Raw genomic sequence first — 17,084 nt, forward strand, 5'->3', positions numbered from 1 at the left:
ATCCGCCGCTACATCATCTGGCGCAACAAGCATGCTGCCGACGACCGCCTCCGTGACGTGGTGAACAGGGCGAACGTTGCCTGATGCGGCACTAGTAGCCACGAAGACGGTCGCGGGCGTCCTGGGGCCACCGCATACGGCGGTGCCCTAGGTCGTGTCCGCAAAGTCGGTGGGTCGTTGGTCTGGTCGTGGTGCGTCGTCATGAGCTGACCGATGAGTCGTGGGCGGTGATTGAGCCGTTGTTGGCTCCGCCGAGGATGGGCCGACCGGTACGGGACCGCCGCCAGGTGGTCAACGGGATCCTGTGGAAGCTGTCCACCGGGGCGGCCTGGCGGGACCTGCCCGAACGCTATGGGCCGTGGAAGACGGTCTACGAACGCTTCCGCCGCTGGTCCGCCGACGGTACCTGGGACCGCCTGCTGGCCCATGCCCAGCAACGTTCCAACGCCGTGGGTGCCGTCGACTGGACGATCGTCTGCGTCGACTCGACTACCGTGCGGGCGCATCAGCACGCGGCGGGGGCCCGAAAAGGGGGCTCTGCCCGGGCGAGGCGATCGGCCGGTCCCGCGGCGGGCTGACCACGAAGATCCACCTCGCCTGCGACGGACACGGCTGGCCGCTGGCCTTCATCCTGACCGCCGGGAACGTCAACGACTGCACCCAGTTCGAGCAGGTCATGGCCCGCATCAGCGTCAGCCGGTGCGGGCCCGGACGTCCCAGGACCCGGCCCGAGCAGGTGGTGGCCGACAAGGGCTACTCGTCCACGAAGATCCGTACCTACCTGCGAAGGCGGGTCATCAAGGCAGCGATCCCGGAACGGATTGACCAGGTCAACGGCCGAATCCGACGAGGTGAGAGCCGCTGCCGACTCGACCGGGCCGCCTACCGGCGCCGCAACGTCGTCGAGCGCTGCTTCAACAAGCTCAAGCACAACAAAGCCCTGGCCACCCGCTAGGACAAACTCGCCCGCCACTACAAAGCCCTGGTCACCCTCGCCTGCCTACGACTCTGGCTCCCCTGACTTTGCGGACACGACCTAGGACAGTTCTGTCACCGCACGGATGGTTGCTCAGACTTCGATGGTGTCCCGTCTCAAACGATCTGGACCCTCCCCAGACCTGTGGCCTGCGGCGACCAGATCACCTGAGACGTGGCGATGCCGGGAATCTCGGTTGATCTGGTCCTGGACGAGCGGATGCCAGAGGTTGTCTCAGTCGATCTGGTACTCACTCCCGGCTGGAGAGAGGGGCGCGTAGCTCCACGCGGAGTCGGATCGATGTGTCGATAGGCAATCCCGCGCTGGAGTAGCGAAGATCTTTTGCGTACCGCGCGATGCGATCAAGATCCCGTAGCTGCCGCTGAAGCTCGGAGGCCAGCGCTTCGTCCGGGTCAGGAAGCTCGGCTTCTCCCTGTTTGACCAGGTACTCAAGATGCTGTTCAACGGCCTCTACAGCTCGTCGGCTGCTCCAGGCGGCAAAATCCTGGCAGCTGCGTCCGCCACCGCCTGGCGCGGGTCGCCGACCTCCTCGACGTCGACCTCCAGGACCCCGGAGCCCGCATGGAACTCTGGTTCGCCCTGCAGTGGCTGCCGGACGCCCCGGCCGACCCACCGCGCACGCGCCCCTGAAGCGGCGCCCGCCGTGTGCCTGCGCCCCCGGAAGGCGCGTGGTAGCGTCCGTATACAAGGTGTATGCGATTGCTGGGGGTTACGGTGACGTCCGGTCGGGAGAAGGCGTACGCGTATCTCAAGGACACGGTGCTGACGGATCCCGCCATGCAGGGCGCCTTCCTGTCGGAGCAGGAGCTCGCGGACCGTATCGGCGTCTCCCGCACACCCATCCGGGAAGCGCTGCTGCAACTCGCGGCCGAGGACCTGGTCGAGCTGGTGCCCAAGCGGGGCGCCCGGGTGTCCCCCCTGACGGGACGGGAGATCCGCGAGCTCATGGAGCTGCGGGGCATCGTCGAACGGTACGCTGCCCAGCAGCTCGTCTGCGGTGGGGGAGCGCCGGTGGCTCAGCTGCGGTCCCTGCTGGAACGGCAGCGCGAGCTCACGGGTGCCGACCAGGCCCGGGAGTTCATCGCCGTGGACCACTGCTTCCACTCGGCCCTGGTGTCCGCCGTCGGCAACGCCCTCCTCGACCGGCACTACGACGGTCTGCGCAGCCGCCAGGTCCGTGCCGGAGTGGTGGCCCTCTTCAACCAGCAGGGGCGCCAGGAAGCGGTGCTGGAGGAGCACGAGGCCATCCTGGACGCCCTGGCCGCCGGTGACGCGCAGGCCGCGTGGGCCGCGATCGACCATCATCTGGAGTCGACGCTCAAGGTACTGCTCGCGGGCTAGCCGGCGCCTGGACCGGGTTCCGGGTAGGTGATCACCAGCATGGTGACGCCGTCCTGGGAGGTCCAGGGGCCGTGCGGCATGCCGGGTGGGCGGCAGGCGTACATGCCGGCCGTGAAGGTCTGGCCGAGCGTCAGGTCGTGCATCGCTCCCTCGATGAGGTAGACCTCCTCCCAGAAGTCGTGGCGTGCCACGCCTTGTGCGGAGCTGTCGGTGCCCGGCGCCCAGCGGACGAGCGCCGTACGGGACCCGTGTCCGGGATCGTCGGCCAGGACGCGCTCCTCGACACCCGGTCCGGCGCCGGCCGGGGTGTGCCACGGTCCGTCGGGCAGATGGAACTCCAGCTCGGGCTTGCTCACCGCCACACCTCCGGGCGCCTGTTGGCCAGCACGGAGATCCGCCGCCGGACGGCGGTGACCTCGTCGATGTCCAGGTCGGCCACCAGCAGCTCGGGCTCGGCGCCCAGCGCGTGCCGTACGGTCCCGTCGGGTCCGGCGACGAGACTGTGCCCGATCCCCGTCGGCGCGGGACCCGGGCCGGTGCCGGGGTCGGCCTGGCCGACGGCGGCGAGCCACACGGTGGCGTCCAGCGCACGGGCCCGCACCAGCAGCTCCCACTGCTCGCGCTTGCCGGGCCCGGCGCCCCAGGAGGCGGCCAGCAGCGTGGCGGCGGCTCCGGCGTCGGCGTGCGCCAGGAACAGCTCCGGGAAGCGGATGTCGTAGCAGGTGGCCAGGCCCAGCCGTACGCCGTCCACGTCGATGACCGTCGTGCCGGAGCCTGCGGCGACGGTGTCGGACTCCCGGAAGCCGAAGGCGTCGTAGAGATGGATCTTGTCGTAGGACGCTTCGACTCCGGGCCCGGTGGCGAGCAGGGTGTTGGTCACCCGGCCGCCGGTGGCCGGGGTGAACATGCCGGCCACGACGACCGTGCCGGTGGCGCGGGCGATCCGCCGCACGCCGTCGGCCCATGGTCCGTCCAAGGGCTCGGCGAGCGGTGCCAGTGGGGTGCCGAAGCAGGCCATCGACGCCTCCGGGAAGACGACGACGCGCGCTCCGGCGTCGGCTGCGCGCCGGGTCCATTCCTCGATGAGCACGAGGTTCTTGCCGGGGTCGGGGCCGGTGGTGAGCTGGCTCAGGGCGATCCGCACGGTGCGGTCCTCCTCAGGAACTGGTGGTCGTGTGCGTGTGCCGCGCCTTCGGCGCGGCGAGGGCGGCGTCCTCGTCGACGGCGGCATCGGGGCCGCGCCCCAGCCAGACGCCGACGACGGAGACGGCCGAGGCGAGGGCGATGTACACGGCCAGCGGCGCCCAGCTGCCGTAGACACTCAGCAGGGTGGTGAACAGCAGCGGGGCGACGGCGCCGCCGATGATCCCGGCCAGGGTGTAGGCCAGGGACGAGCCGGTGTAGCGCAGCCGGGGCGTGAACTGCTCGGCGATGAAGGCGGCCTGTGGACCGTACAGACAACAGTGGATCACCAGGCCCACGACGACCCCCGTGGCGAGCGGCAGCCAGGTGCCACCGCCGATCATCGGGAAGAACACGAAGGGCCACACACCGGCGGCCGTCGCGGCACCGCCGTACAGCAGACGGCGGTCGACCCGGTCGGAGAGGGCGCCGGCCAGCGGCATGAGGAAGACCTGGATCGAGGAGCCGATGAGCACGGCCGCGAGGGCGGAGCCGCGTGACATGCCGAGTTCCCCGGTGGCGTACGTGAGGACGAAGACGGTGAACATGGCGTACAGGACGTCCGGTCCGACGCGGCACAGGATCGCGGCGAGCAGGGCCCGGCGCTGCGTGGCGAACACCTCGCGGACGGGTGCGTGCGGCCGGGAGTGCTCGGCCTCCATCGCCTTGAACACCGGAGTCTCCTCCAGCTTCGCCCGGACCCACAGCCCGAACGCGACGAGCACGCCGGAGAACAAGAACGCCACACGCCAGCCCCATGACTCGAACTGCGCCTCGGTCAGCAGCGCGCCGAGGGCGGCCAGCACGCCGTTGGCCAGCAGATTGCCCGCGGGTGGGCCGACCTGGGCGGCGGAGGCGTAGAAGCCGCGGCGGCGCGGGTCCCCGAACTCGCTGGACAGCAGTACGGCGCCGCCCCACTCGCCGCCGACGCCGACGCCCTGCGCGAAGCGCAGCACGACCAGGGCGATCGGGGCGGCGACGCCGGCCGTCGAGTACGCGGGCAGGACGCCGATCAGGAACGTCGCCACGCCGATGAGGACCAGCGTGGCGATCAGTACCTTCTTGCGGCCGATCACATCACCGAGGCGGCCGAAGACGAACCCGCCCAGCGGGCGTGACACATAGCCGACCGCATAGGTGGAGAAGGCCAGGAGCGTGCCGGTGAGCGGGTCCTCCGAGGGGAAGAACAGGTCGCCGAAGACCAGGGCGGCCGCGGCGGAGTAGACGGCGAAGTCGTACCACTCCAGGGCCGTGCCGGTCAGGCTCGCGACGAAGGCCCGGCGGACGCCGGAGTGCCGATCGGACGCCTTCGCGTCGTCCTTGAGGGTGTCGGGCATGGTTCCCATCCTTGCTCGGGGGCATCGACCTTCCGGCATACTTCTTGTATACAGGTCGTATGCGCAAGCCCTGCGCGACGAGAACTTCGACCGCGACGAGAACTTCACCGCGACGAAACCGGACGCACCGCCGCCGCGGTCCCGTCCCCCGACTTCCAGGAGTGCCCTCATGGCCGTGCTGACCTTCGAACTGCCCGACGGATCGACGCGCGAGGTCGACGTCGTCCAGGTCCTCAACGCCGGGTATGCCGGACGCAGTCAGGAGGACGTCGCCGCCCACGTCGCGGAGCTCGCCGAGCTGGGCGTGCCCGGCCCGTCCATGACGCCCGCCCTCTACCCCGTCTCCCCCTACCTCGCCCAGCAGACCGACCGGGTCCACGCGCAGCACGGGCACACCTCCGGCGAGGCGGAGTGGGCGCTCGTCGTCGCGAACGACGGGGAACTGCTGCTGACCGCCGCCTGCGACCACACCGACCGTGACCTGGAGGTGCACGGCGTGGCCTGGAGCAAGAACGCCGGCCCCGACATCCTCGCCCGCCGCGCCTGGCGCCTGGCCGACGTGGAGTCCCGGATCGACGACCTCACCCTGCGCGCCTGGGTCACCCACGGCGACACGTCGACGGAGATCCAGCACGGCACCCTCGCCGAACTCCTCACTCCCGCCTACTGGACCGACGTCCTGCGCTCGCGCGGCGCGCTCACGCCCGGAACCGTACTGATCTCCGGCACCATCCCCATGGCCGCCGGCGTCGATCAGTTCGCCGACGGCTGGAGCGTGGAACTGGCCGACCCCGCCACCGGGGACACGATCCGCCTCCACTACGACGTCCAGCCCATGCCGGCACCGATCGGCTGAGCACCGGGGCGGCGTTCGGCATCACTTGTCTGCGATCACGGGGAGCCGCCACGGTCGGTGAGGGGCGCGTTCGATTCGCATGTCTGTGCCGGGGTGAGTTGCGCCCGCATCCCGCGTTTCTGACGCCCCCTCAGCTCTACGGGGATCAGGCCGGCAGAACGAGCTGCTGACCACGTCCTGGACTTGGATGAACGTGAACTCTCCTGGCAGGGCGTCCTGTTCGCGGGAACCGCGGTGCTTGCCGAAGCGGCCGTGTGCGGCAGGTGAGCGATGACCGTCCGGGCTCGGTGGCGGTCTGGTGAAGGGTGCTGTCCAAACGGCGGGTGCCCGTCGGCTCGTGTCCACGACCGCTACCGCAGGCAGTTGCGGGACGTGCCGCCGGCCACCCGGCGGGTGCGGATCGTGGGGGAGGTCCGCCGCCTCGTCTGCGCGAACCCGGAGTGCGAAAGCGCGGACGTTCGCCGAGCAGATGCCGGGCCTGACCAGCCCCTTCGCTCGCCGCATGACAACGGGCGCCTCGCCGCGCGGTTACAGGCCCATCACGCCTTGGTCCACGGCGTGCTGGACCGGGGTATGGGGATCCGGGCCGGCGCCAGTCACCTGAGGTGGGGTCGTCACACGGTGCAGCGGTACGCCAGAGCCGAAGACCGGCACCAAGTCTCCCTCCATGCGGGTGCCTGATCGGTGTCTGCGGCAACTTCGAGTGGAGCACAGCACGGTTGCCATCGCCTCCAGCGAAAAGACTTTGCGCCTGTGTCCGTCCGGATGATGGGGTGGCACGGTGATCAACCACGATGAGGTGGGGCCGTCGGCCCGTTGACCCTGGCTTGGGTGAGCCGGTATCTGGACATCGGCGAACGGGTCGTCGGAATCGAGCAACTGCACGGCGGTATCACCGCCGAGATGCGGCGGCTGACCGTCGGCACGCGGGATGGAGGCACCCGCGACCTGGTGCTGCGGACCTTTGTCGACCCGTTCTTCGTGGAGCACGCCGAGGACCTGTTGAATCGGGAGGTTGCCGCCCTCACGCTGCTCGCGGGGACTGGCGTGCCTGCTCCCGCACTGGTCGCGGCCGATCCGACTGCCGTGCACTGCGAGTATCCGTCGCTCCTGATGACATATCTGGCGGGCCGGAACGTCCTCGACGGCGAGCGACTGGAGGCGCGCGTCCCCCTGCTGGCCCGCCAACTCGTGGCGATCCACGCGTTGCGACCCGCCGAGCGGCCCCGGGCATATGAGGCGTGGAGACCGCCGACGCCGTCGTTCCTCCAACGGTGCCGACGCGGCGGCATGGGCCGCGGCGATCGACGTGATCCGCAAACCTGCGCCGGCCTATGAGGGGCGGTTCCTGCACCGGGACTTCCACCCCGGCAACGTGCTGTTCGACGTGGCGTCCCCGAGCCTGGCAGGCCCCCGGATCACCGGGGTGGTCGACTGGGTACAGACCTCCTGGGGCCCGGCGGACCTCGATGTGGCGCACTGCTCCACCAATCTCGCGCTCCTGCACGGCCCGGCGTGGGGGCTGCGGTTCCCTGAAGCATATGAGGAAGCCGGCGGAGTGCTGGCCGCGACAGCGGGCGAGCGATTGTACTGGCGCCTGCTGGACGGACTGGCCGTCGCGGCGGGTGCGCAGTGGGTGGCACGGCCGTGGAGGGAGGCTGGGAGAACGGAACTGACCACACGGGCCGTGGAGAAGCGGCTGAATACCTATGTCACCGCCCTGATGAACCAGATGAGCTGAGCCAAGACGGCCCGGGGCCCGGGCACGGTGGCGAGCACCGGGCCCGGCTGCCACGTCCGGATGGAGCCGCTCGCACACCTGCACCGGGCACCCCGAATTGCACATTGGCTTCCAGCCGACGGCTCTGCGACGCGTCCGGAACGAACGGCGACATCACTCCCCGTGACCGCTCCCCGTGATCGCTCCGCGACGGTCCCGTCCGGGGCGAGTTGGTAACCCTCGCCGATCTGGATCGGGTCGATGCTCTCAAGCGGCTACCTTCCGGTCCTCCACTTCGCACACCTTCCGGGTGCGGATCCGGCCCGTGGCGGCCGGGCACGGGTGAGATGATCTTGTGGCCGTTTGATCACGGCGTCGGAGCGCGTACAAAAAACTCCGGTGCGTCGGCTCGCGCACCTCTGCGATCATCCCCGAATGGCGCACAGTCTCGAATCGCTGGTCATCCGGCACACCCACCGCCTTTCCGCCCCCAAGGGCCCCAACGGCTCCGCCGGGGAAGGGGCCGCTGCCGCACGACAGTTTGACGCGGCGCTGATATCCGTGGGATTCAAGCTCTCGGCCGAGCTGCTGGAGCTGCTGTCAGGGCTGTCCGAGGCCGCAGTCACGCACACCGCCAAGCGAACGCTGCGCACTGTGAGCGAGATGACGGGCGACCACGTCCGGCACAACGCGTACTTCATCGACTTTCCGGCGAACGTGCCGGACACCGAAGAGTTCTGGATGCGGTGTGTGGCGAAGGCGCTCGGCGACGACACGTCCCGCGGGAACGTGCTGACGCAGCTGGCGCAGGGGGTGTTGGACCTGCTCAGCCTCCCCACGTACGGCCGATACCAGCACACCTACGAGGAGATGCTCGCGGCACAGGACGAACTGATCGCCTCGGCCGGCGACCGGGTGACCGTCCTGCACCTCGGGCGGGACCTGGACGACGAACTCACAGACCTGTACCTGGCCTTGGCGGGCAGCACGACGCCCCTGGGCGAGGACCACCTGCGCGACCTCAGGACCCTAGCCGAGCGATGCGCGCTCGGCCCCCAGCCGGACGCGATCCCCGTCCGGGAGAACCGGGCGGTCGTCAACGAGGCCCGCCTCGGCGTCGGCGCCGACCTCCTGCTGGACACCGTCACCGATGTCCTGCGTCTGGCCTGCGCACTGTCGGGCGGCGACGTGACGCTCCAGGAGCCGACCCGGTTCACGAAGCTGTCGCGGCCGGTGCGCCGGGGGCTGCTCGCGGGCCTCGACGCGGTGGTCGCGGCGAACCCGGCGAAGCTCGCCGATGTGCACGCGCACCGGGAGCCGTTCAAGCGGCTCGGTGAGCGTCTCCATCCGCACGAGTACCCGCGTTGGCCACACGCTGCCGATGTGTTCGCCGTCGCGCGGGGCGAGAAAGAGGCGCGGTCCTTCGACAGTCGCGTCGAGAAGTTGCTCGACGAGTTCGACGTCACCAGCGCGGTGAAGCTGCTGACGTCCGCTCCCGGCAAGCTGTTCCGCGCCCTGGACCTCCTGCTGCGTATCGCCGCCGACCAGGAGGAGCGGGACGCTGTGGTGGCCGCCGCGGTGGAGGTCGCTCCCGAGGTCTCCGGCCGGGTCCTCCTCTCGGTCCGTGAGCACTTCCACAACCGGGAGCGGGAGACCGACGAACCCCGCATCTTCGTCAACCGCCGGGGCCGCGCCTGGGTGACCCCCGACGTCCGGCCTCCGGTACCGGCCGCCGACCGCGACCGTCTGATCGCCGCCCTCGACACCGAGATGCGCCGTCGGCTCTCGGCGCCGGGCCGGCTTTTGCTCGACCCTGACGTCCTGGACGTGGCGCTCCCGCTCAGCGGCAGGGCGACCGCGGCCGGGTTCGGCGTGATGCCGCGGGGTTCGGTCTCTACGGTCGACGGCGAACTGCTGCGCTTCTTCGTGTATTGGAAGGAGACCGAGCGCCGGACCGACTACGACCTGTCCGCCCTGCTGCTGCACAGCGACTACAGCACCGACTCCTGGCTCTCCTACACGGCCCTCACAGCCGTCGGGGGAGAGCACTCGGGCGATGTCACCGAGGCGCCCGACGGGGCCTCGGAGTTCATCAACCTGTCCCTGGACCGGGTACGCAGCACGTTCATCGTTCCGCAGGTCAACATCTACGCGGGCGAGAGTTTCGAGGAGGTCGAGGAGTCGTTCTTCGGGTTCATGCTGCGTGACGGTGAGCAGAGGGGCCGTCCGTTCGAGCCGCGCACGGTGCGGATGAAGTCGGAGCTGCGTGGGGTAGGTCGTGTGGCGCTTCCTCTGGTCTTCCAGCGCGGGGACGACGGCCGGTGGCGTGCGAAGTGGCTGCACCTTTATCTGAAGGGCATCTCGGAGGCGAACCGGGTCGAGGAGAACCAGGTGTCGGTCTCCAAGGTGGTGCGTGCCCTCGTGGAGCGCGAGCAGCTGACAATGAGGTACCTGATCGACCTGATGTCCCGCGACACCACGGCCGTGGGCCTGTGGGACGGCGAGCGGGTCCCGGACGAGCCCGTGATGTACATCGGTCTCGAACGTCCCGAGGGGCTGCACCCGGACTCCCGGGTCGTCACACTCGAAAATCTGCGCGACTTGATCCCGGGCTGAGTGCTAGCGTTGTCCACGGCGAGGCCATGAAGGGGCTTCCTCCTCATTCACTCCAAATGAAATCAAGTTCTTTCGCTCTCCTCGCCTTCGACGCTGCTACGGGCGGTGCCCGCGCTCACCGGCGCGAGCGCCGCCCGAGCCGCTTCCAGGACTTGTTCCGAGTGTCCACGGCCGAAGAGGGCGAGCATCGCCAGGTCGGTCTCGCGGTGGCGCATCCATACGTCTGCTCTGGAGGGTGCTGACGCGTTGATTCTGGGCGGTATCGGCGGCACCGAGGGTGTCTTCAAGGTCCTCATAGGTGGCGGGAGTGCCTGATGGCTCGGGGTGAGGAGCCCAGTTCCCGGCGACAGGTCTTGTTGAATGCCTGGAGATCGGGGATACCGACGGTCGCGGCGATCGCCGGGATGGCCAGCGTCGAGGCGATCAGGAGGTGCCGGGCGCGCTGCATGCGGCGGCGCCGGATGTAGCCGATGACTGTGAGCCCGGTGTCCTTTCGGAACAACCGTGTCAGCTGGGTGTGTGAGATCCCGGCGGCACGGGCGATGTCCGGGACGTCCAGCGGGGCGGCCAGGTGCTCCTCGATGTGGGCCATGGCCGTTCGCAGGGCGGGGTGCCGGGATCCTTGACGGTTGCCGGAGGTACCGGGCAGGCCGGTCGTGCGCCACAGCGCTGTCCAGAGTTCTGCTGCGGCCCGCGCCGGGGACTGCGTTCCGGCCGCGACCGTCTGGCGCAGCATCGCGCTGAGCGCCGCGGCGTCCGCACCTGCGTCCTGTATCACCGGGACGCGGTGCCGCTCGCCCTCGCCCGGCAGCCTGAAGTGGGCGTACAGGTGCTCGCAGGGCGTGCTGTCGTAGTGGAAGTGCGCTTCTGTGTCGGGTGGTACGAGGCTCACGTACCCGGGGCGGATCCGATGCCTAAAGCCGCCGAACTCCAAGGTGCCGGAGTAGCCGTACAGATGGAGCTGCCACAGCCGCGGCAGCCGGAACACGTCGTGAGGGCCGGCGTACCCGTGTACGCCGACGCCAGCGTTCTCCACCTGCGGAGGCAGGTCGAGAGCGAGCTCCACGCAGGGCGTCATGGTGGAAATTTACCAGTGCTTGCTGATTACAGCCCACGACTTCCGAGCCGTCTCTTTCTACCGTTGCCGTATGTCAACCACACGACAACTGCTGAGTTCCGCCCAGGTGGCTCGGTTTGTGGCACACGGATTCCTGCGTCTGGACGGCATCGTGCCCCGGGAACTCAATGAGGAGGCGCCCGGCGTCTTCGCCCCGGGACTGCCCTCCGTGCCGTACGGCACTCCTGTAACCAAGGCGTTCCCCGAGGGCTCCTTCGCCAGGCGGCTCGTGGAACTCCCCGCCGTCGCGGGCGCGTTGGAGAGTCTGGTGGGTGCGAATCCGACCGTCGACCACCATTTCGTGCACACCCGTGAACCGCGTGAGGGCAGCGCGCAGCCGCTGCACGCTGACGCCCTCATCGACCTGCGGACCGACGCCTTCGACGTGCAGCTCATGTACTACCCGCAGGAGGTCACCGCGGACATGGGCGGCACCCTCCTCGTCCCGGGCAGTCATCTGCGCCGGACCAACGAGTCCGACACCGGCCGCTACCAGAACTTGCGCGGCCAAACCCGGCTGACCTGTCCTGCCGGTACGGTCGTCCTGCTGCACCACGGCATCTGGCACGGCGGGCGGCGCAACGACAGCGACACCGTGCGCCACATGTACAAGATCCGTTTCAACCCGACCGTGCCGCAGGTGCGGCTGTGGGACACGGCGGACCTGAACGACCCAGTTGTGTGTGAGGAGCTGGGACGCACCTTCTCCTGGTATGAACCGGCCGCCGGCCGTCTGGAGATCCACAACCGGGTCAGGCTCTGGCGCTCGCTGTCCGCCGACCCCGACTTCGACATCGCATACTGGGCCACCCGGATCGCCAACCGGCCTGCGCAGAGGAGCAACGCGTGACCAGTTCGAACACCGTGCGGCAGCAGGTTCTCGTCCTGTACCTGGGCACGTCCGCTCTCGACTCCCCGGTCATCGGATGGGCCCGCTACGACGGCACCGGCGCGACCCGGCCCACCACCGGGGACAGCGATGAGCCACCGTACGAGACGGGCGTCGCCGCGTTGGAGGACGGCTGGCGTCTCATCCAGGCCGCCCAGCTCGTTCCGCCGTATCCGGGTGCGGAACACGAGACCTCGTTCCTCAAGCACGAGTTCTTCTTCGAGAGGCTTGCTGGGGCGTGAGCCAGGACACCGCATGGTGCCTGTGGTCGCGGGTGTGCTCCTGACCGACGCGGTGGGCGGCGGGAGCGATGCATGCCCTGCCCCACAGCGTCTCCCGCTGTGGCTGCCTCTAGCACGTCACCTGCCTGGCTGGAGGGCGCTGCCCGCTCAGGCTGATGGCCGACGGTCGGCTTCCCTGACCCGCCTACCGGCTGGACGGCGGTACCGACATGGCCGCCGTCGATTACTCGCTCCGCTCGATGCGGCAGGCGCAGCTGAGCGACTGCCTGAGTGGTTCCGCAGCCGCGATCTGCGGGCCGCACACCGGTTGGGACTGTCCGGCCGCCCGTCCGAGGCGGAGGAGCAGAGGACCGGATACCTCTTTGGTGGATAGGGGGTGTGCCTGCGCCATCCACCACGCCCCGGAGTCGGTCGCGGTCGGCGTGCTGACGGCGGACATCGCGCTGCGCGTCGTGGAACTGCTGGTCCACGCGCCGGCCTCTTCGCGGTGGGGGCAGGTCTTCGCGCTGGAGCTGGTGGCCGGCCGGCCAGTGGCTCGGTGTTCTCTGGCTCGACGAGCTCTCCCACAGCGGACTGCCACCACTCTGCCGGCATCGCCGGAGCCCTGCGCGAAGACCAGCACGCCGTCGCCCAGGGGATCTCCACCACCCACAACTCGGCGTCAACGAAGGCCGCATCACCGACGTCAAACTCCTCTCCCTGCAACCCCGCCAGCTACACGAAGGCCTCGATCATGCCCGTCTCCAGCAGGGCGACGAGCACACTCCCCCTTCGAACTCGGGCAGAAAGGCGGCAGGGTGCGAGCCGGGAGAGGCTGCCCGGCCCGCACGAACGGATTGTTCCCTCCCAGCGGTGATCAGCAGGTGGCAGCGCTTGAGATCCGTATTCCTGTCAGCGTTCCGCCCGACACGGTGAAACTTGAATTCGGGGGTATGCAGGTCGTAGCGCCTCCCGACCAGCGGATGTAGGCGACATCGTCGTGGCGGGTGTTCTGGACCACGAGCCCCGGTCCGGACGGACGGGACGGCAGGTTCTGCCAGGTGCTGGTGACGTCCTGGAACTGGCCGATCCTCACACCGTTCTTGAAGAGACAGACGTACGGGTAGGCACAGGTGTCCGCCGCCGCCTTCACGGTGGCGGGCCCGGGGGCAGCGACCGCCGTCGTCTGGGCCGCGACAGACACCCCGCCGGCCATGGCCACCGTCATCGCCACGGCTCCGAGAGCATGTACTGCTTTCACGTAGAACCCCTTCATTTTATGGAGGTTGCAAGCGTGTGTGGTGCAGCTCGCATACTCCGGGAGATTGGCGCGGCCGCCCAGGTCCATACCGGTCAATTACGACTCCCAGCCCCGGCCCCGTGGACACCATCCGGGAAGCGATCAACCATCAGATGGCAAGCGATCTTCACCGCCTTGGTTCGACGCCGAACGCGCCTGGCGCGTCCAACTCCTGGCCGCCCAGGGCATCCGAACGACGCTGGCGGGCCTCGCGCCGGGGGCCCGCTGGCACGGCACCACCCTCGAGTTCGACAGCACCGACAACGTCGAGATCACACTCAACGGGAACGGCATCACCCTGCTGCCGTCCGTCTTCTGGACCGGTCGGCCCCTGCTCGGCAGATACGCCCAGGGAATGTTCCTGGTCTACCCGGCCGTAACCCCTCTCCCCCTACTCGACGACCCCACCACCAACGCCCTGGCCACGCTGCTGGGACGCACCCGCGCCGCCATCCTGGAACAGCTCACCCGACCCCGCACCACCACCGACCTCGCCCGCCAACTCGATCTGGCAAAGCCCTCCGTGTCCGAACACACCGGAGCCCTCCGCGCCGCCCACCTCACCACCGCCCACCGCGATGGCAAGACGATCTGGCACTCCTGCACCCCACTGGGACTCGGACTCCTCACAGGCTCTCCCAGCGCCACAAGAAGCTGACTGAGCGCGTTTCACTCTGAGGTTGCAGGTCCTGGGGCTGGCGTGGGTCGCGGGTGGGATGCTCACGCCGGTCGGAGGTGTGATCGGTAGGAGGTGATCGTCCGTCAGCGGTGGACCTCGGTGTTCGTCAGCACGAGAGCGCCCGTAGCAGCGTGGTCGCGTGTCGGGCGTTCATGCGGACCTTGGTGAGGATCCGCCAGTTCTTCAGGTCGGCGAAGCCGTGCTCGTTCGCCGCTCGTTCGCGGCTGACCAGCCGGTTCGCCTCTTTCTGGGCGTCGGTGAGCGGATGGCCGCGGGTCGCCCGCCGTCCGGTGACAATGACCGGGTCGTCGGGGTCGTCGTCCAGGCCGACGAAGCCGAGATCGGTCAGAGCGCCGAGACCGGCCTCCCGCAGGTGGGTGGTGATCCTGTTGGGGCGAGCGGTGGTGATCTCGCTGGAGCGTCCCGGCTTCGCCGCCGAGATCCAGACCAGGTTGCCCGTCTCGTCGGTCAGGGCGAGGAAAAGCAGGCCGTGGGCCTTGTGCTTGCCTGAATAGTTCGGCCGGTTCCCGTCCCCTGTGCGTCGGCGGGTGCGGACGAGGGTGCCGTCGAGCAGGACGACGACGCCACCCTTTCGGGCGATTTTCTTCAGGGCTCGGTCCAGTCGCGGGGCACGGGCTGACAGTAACTCGATGACTTCCAGCAGCCATCGGCGCACGGTGGACGTGGAGACGTCGTTGACGCCCGCCATGTCGGAAAGCCGCTGGTCATGGCGGAGGATCGCCAGGACGATCAGAGCGATCCGGCCGGGCGGGAGCTTGCGCCAGCGGATCTTCTTCAGGTGACCGCGGACCAGGCCGGCGACCAGGTCCAGGGTGGCACTCGACAGCGGCAGGCGGCACTGGTAGACAAACCCCTCAGTGCCCTTGACGGGACTGGTGTTCTTTCGCATGGAGTCCCCAACTCCCGTCGGGGGCCTGCACGTTACGCCCGAATCCGGCCTGGGCCGGTCAGGCGGACGGCTGTGCCAGGGTGGTGAAGCGGCCGGCTGGGGTGCGGTGCAGCCAGCCCCGGTCCGCCAGGCGCCTGAGCTTGTCGCGTACGGGTTCGGCTTGCCCGGGCTGGGTGCCCCTGCCGAGCTGGACACTGACGTCCTTGGCCGCGACCGGTTCCGAGGTCGCGGTCACCAGCTTCATGATCGACTGGTAGTCGGAGGGCAGCGCGCTCTCCTCCATGCCCGGCTCGCGGTGTGGGACCAGCAGCATCCCGCCCGCGCCCGGAGTCGTCACCCGCTCCAGCTCCTCGGCCACGTCCAGGTCGTCGGCCTGCCCGCTCCGCTCGGCCTCGATGAACTGCCCGATCACCACCTCTGCGGCTTCCAGCCGGACCACCTCGGCATCGATCTCGGCGAGCTCCTTACGCAGCCGTTCGGCGCGATCGGCCAGCACCACTCTCCGCTGCATCACCCAGACCAGCATGTCCGCCACCAGCAGCCCCTTCCCACCCGGCTCTCCGCGGAGCCTACGAGGCACTCCCAACCCCACATCGCGATTCCGGCGAACCGGCAACGCGTCGGATGATCACCTGCTACCGATCGCACTACCGACCGGCACGAGCATCTCAGTCCCCGCCCACACCAGCCCCACGACCAGCGAAATCAGGTTGAACAACGCTCAATGGGATACCGCCGCGGTCTCGGGATTTCCGTGCACGAACACCGCGGGCGCCACCGCTCACGCTCCCGTCGGCACGGTCGGCTGGAGCACCGACTCGACCAGTGCCTGGCTGCGCAGATGCGTGATCGCCTGGTATTCGGGGTCGCGGATCATGTTCACGAACGCCGTCCGGTCCGGGTAGCGCACCAGCGCCACCATGTCCCACGCCTGCCCGTCCTCCGCGACCAGGGCACGTCCGCCCTCGCCCAGGTACTCCACCTGCACGCCGTACCGAGCGCTGATCCCGCCGCGGAGCGCCTGTGCGTAGCGCTGATAGCTCTCCCGGCCGCCGTCCGGGCGGAAACGCAGCAGGTTCAGCATCACCACCGGGCCGCCCGGGTCCTCGGCGAGCATCGTGTCCATGGCGCGGTCGTCGATCTCGATCATCCCAACCTCCTGGGTGTGTGGGCCGTCTGAGCCGCCGTCACTCTCACATACTTGTTATTCAACACGCAAGTTAGTTGAGTTAGACTCCGCCCCATGCCCACCACCCGCCGGACCCAGCAAGAACGCCGCGAACACACCGAAACGGCCCTGCTCCACGCCGCCGCGGAACTCGTCGTCGAACAGGGCGTGCGCTCGCTGACCCTCGCGCGCGTCGGCGAACGCGCCGGATACAGCCGCGGGATCGTCACCCACCACTTCGGCGCCAAAGGGGCACTGCTGGAACGGCTGGCCCGAACCACACAGACCGGCTTCGTGCCCGGACTCACCGATCTGCCACCCGGCCTCGACCGCCTCCTGCGGCTCATCGACGGTTACATCGGCGCCCTCGGCGAAGCCGGCCTGATGCACCGGGCGTTTCTGCTGCTGTGGGCGGAAGCCGCCACGGCATCAGAACTGGCGCCGCTCTTTCGCGAACGCGACGAAGCCTTCCGCGCCGACCTGCGCGACGACGTCACCGCCGGCATCACCGACGGCGACGTACGCCCCGACGCCGATCCCGCCGAAGTGGCCGTCGCCGTCGTCGGACAACTGCGCGGCATCGGCCTGCAACGCCTGCTGACCCCCGAAGGCATCACGACCGACACACTCCGCCACAGCGTCACCGACCACTGGCACCGAGCCCTGCGCACCCCCTGAACCGGCAGGGCCCCGGGCCGACATGGCGTCACTGGCACCGGGGCGCGGGGACGCGGCCGGCGCCGGGCCGGAC

General features: G+C 69.2%; 17 protein-coding genes and 3 pseudogenes. 12 read left to right on the top strand and 8 right to left on the bottom strand.

Features of this window, described 5'->3' with window-relative positions; genetic code table 11:
* The 4 genes and pseudogenes from ACFYRY_RS41740 to ACFYRY_RS41755 all read left to right on the top strand — a co-directional run.
* Positions 1-84: pseudogene (locus tag ACFYRY_RS41740) on the top strand (transposase); the annotation flags it as partial.
* A 173-nt stretch (positions 85-257) separates the two neighbouring features.
* Positions 258-955 (top strand): annotated as a pseudogene (locus tag ACFYRY_RS41745) (IS5 family transposase).
* A 549-nt stretch (positions 956-1,504) separates the two neighbouring features.
* Entirely contained in the window at positions 1,505-1,627 is a 123-nt protein-coding gene (locus ACFYRY_RS41750; RefSeq protein ID WP_389158515.1) for a hypothetical protein, read from the top strand.
* An 84-nt stretch (positions 1,628-1,711) separates the two neighbouring features.
* Positions 1,712-2,338, top strand: coding sequence for a GntR family transcriptional regulator (locus tag ACFYRY_RS41755; protein ID WP_389158397.1), 627 nt, complete (start codon positions 1,712-1,714; stop codon positions 2,336-2,338).
* Here the strand turns inward: ACFYRY_RS41755 and ACFYRY_RS41760 are convergent.
* The 3 genes from ACFYRY_RS41760 to ACFYRY_RS41770 are packed head-to-tail and all read right to left on the bottom strand — an operon-like array spanning position 2,335 to position 4,857.
* A complete protein-coding gene (locus ACFYRY_RS41760; protein WP_389158400.1) occupies positions 2,335-2,694 on the bottom strand; it encodes a cupin domain-containing protein in 360 nt (119 codons plus the stop codon). The genes ACFYRY_RS41755 and ACFYRY_RS41760 overlap by 4 nt on opposite strands.
* Positions 2,691-3,482 (bottom strand): carbon-nitrogen hydrolase family protein, encoded by a 792-nt coding sequence (locus ACFYRY_RS41765; RefSeq protein ID WP_389158403.1) that lies wholly within the window; start codon positions 3,480-3,482, stop codon positions 2,691-2,693. Before ACFYRY_RS41765 ends, ACFYRY_RS41760 begins: the two co-directional genes overlap by 4 nt.
* A gap of 13 nt (positions 3,483-3,495) precedes the next feature.
* Entirely contained in the window at positions 3,496-4,857 is a 1,362-nt protein-coding gene (locus ACFYRY_RS41770; RefSeq protein WP_389158405.1) for an MFS transporter, read from the bottom strand.
* 169 nt (positions 4,858-5,026) lie between these two features.
* On the opposite strand from ACFYRY_RS41770, the gene ACFYRY_RS41775 reads away from it, so the two are divergent.
* The 4 genes and pseudogenes from ACFYRY_RS41775 (at position 5,027) to ACFYRY_RS41790 (ending at position 10,049) form a co-directional block, all read left to right on the top strand.
* The gene (locus ACFYRY_RS41775; protein ID WP_389158408.1) at positions 5,027-5,713 is read left to right on the top strand and encodes a DUF2848 domain-containing protein; all 687 of its coding nucleotides are present in this window, start codon (positions 5,027-5,029) and stop codon (positions 5,711-5,713) included.
* A 270-nt stretch (positions 5,714-5,983) separates the two neighbouring features.
* On the top strand, positions 5,984-6,394 hold the full coding sequence (locus tag ACFYRY_RS41780) for a transposase family protein (protein ID WP_389158410.1): 411 nt from the start codon (positions 5,984-5,986) through the stop codon (positions 6,392-6,394).
* A 222-nt stretch (positions 6,395-6,616) separates the two neighbouring features.
* Positions 6,617-7,454: pseudogene (locus ACFYRY_RS41785) on the top strand (phosphotransferase family protein).
* 414 nt (positions 7,455-7,868) lie between these two features.
* On the top strand, positions 7,869-10,049 hold the full coding sequence (locus ACFYRY_RS41790; protein WP_389158413.1) for a hypothetical protein: 2,181 nt from the start codon (positions 7,869-7,871) through the stop codon (positions 10,047-10,049).
* Positions 10,050-10,341: 292 nt separating this feature from the next.
* Here the strand turns inward: ACFYRY_RS41790 and ACFYRY_RS41795 are convergent, their stop codons facing one another.
* Entirely contained in the window at positions 10,342-11,127 is a 786-nt protein-coding gene (locus ACFYRY_RS41795) for a helix-turn-helix domain-containing protein (RefSeq protein WP_389158415.1), read from the bottom strand.
* 70 nt (positions 11,128-11,197) lie between these two features.
* On the opposite strand from ACFYRY_RS41795, the gene ACFYRY_RS41800 reads away from it, so the two are divergent.
* Positions 11,198-12,016: a phytanoyl-CoA dioxygenase family protein gene (locus tag ACFYRY_RS41800; protein ID WP_389158417.1), complete on the top strand. Its 819-nt coding sequence runs from the start codon at positions 11,198-11,200 to the stop codon at positions 12,014-12,016.
* Positions 12,013-12,297: a hypothetical protein gene (locus tag ACFYRY_RS41805; protein ID WP_389158420.1), complete on the top strand. Its 285-nt coding sequence runs from the start codon at positions 12,013-12,015 to the stop codon at positions 12,295-12,297. Before ACFYRY_RS41800 ends, ACFYRY_RS41805 begins: the two co-directional genes overlap by 4 nt.
* Before the next feature lie 856 nt (positions 12,298-13,153).
* Here the strand turns inward: ACFYRY_RS41805 and ACFYRY_RS41810 are convergent.
* Positions 13,154-13,492 carry a hypothetical protein gene (locus tag ACFYRY_RS41810; RefSeq protein WP_389158517.1) on the bottom strand — a complete coding sequence of 113 codons (339 nt, stop codon included), beginning with the start codon at positions 13,490-13,492 and terminating at the stop codon, positions 13,154-13,156.
* Between the two features lie 82 nt (positions 13,493-13,574).
* Here ACFYRY_RS41810 and ACFYRY_RS41815 point away from each other — a divergent pair, with 82 nt between their 5' ends.
* Positions 13,575-14,234 (top strand): ArsR/SmtB family transcription factor, encoded by a 660-nt coding sequence (locus tag ACFYRY_RS41815; protein ID WP_389158422.1) that lies wholly within the window; start codon positions 13,575-13,577, stop codon positions 14,232-14,234.
* 127 nt (positions 14,235-14,361) lie between these two features.
* Here the strand turns inward: ACFYRY_RS41815 and ACFYRY_RS41820 are convergent, their stop codons facing one another.
* The 3 genes from ACFYRY_RS41820 to ACFYRY_RS41830 all read right to left on the bottom strand — a co-directional run bounded on the left by ACFYRY_RS41820 (position 14,362) and on the right by ACFYRY_RS41830 (position 16,315).
* A complete protein-coding gene (locus ACFYRY_RS41820) occupies positions 14,362-15,165 on the bottom strand; it encodes a transposase family protein (protein WP_389158424.1) in 804 nt (267 codons plus the stop codon).
* Positions 15,166-15,223: 58 nt separating this feature from the next.
* Positions 15,224-15,700, bottom strand: coding sequence for a hypothetical protein (locus ACFYRY_RS41825; RefSeq protein WP_389158427.1), 477 nt, complete (start codon positions 15,698-15,700; stop codon positions 15,224-15,226).
* Between the two features lie 246 nt (positions 15,701-15,946).
* The gene (locus tag ACFYRY_RS41830) at positions 15,947-16,315 is read right to left on the bottom strand and encodes a DUF1330 domain-containing protein (RefSeq protein ID WP_389158429.1); all 369 of its coding nucleotides are present in this window, start codon (positions 16,313-16,315) and stop codon (positions 15,947-15,949) included.
* A gap of 93 nt (positions 16,316-16,408) precedes the next feature.
* On the opposite strand from ACFYRY_RS41830, the gene ACFYRY_RS41835 reads away from it, so the two are divergent.
* A complete protein-coding gene (locus ACFYRY_RS41835; RefSeq protein WP_389158431.1) occupies positions 16,409-17,011 on the top strand; it encodes a TetR/AcrR family transcriptional regulator in 603 nt (200 codons plus the stop codon).
* The last annotated feature ends 73 nt before the right edge of the window (positions 17,012-17,084 follow it).

It is taken from the genome of Streptomyces sp. NPDC005263 (genome assembly GCF_042872365.1).
In the GTDB taxonomy this organism is placed as follows: domain Bacteria; phylum Actinomycetota; class Actinomycetes; order Streptomycetales; family Streptomycetaceae; genus Streptomyces.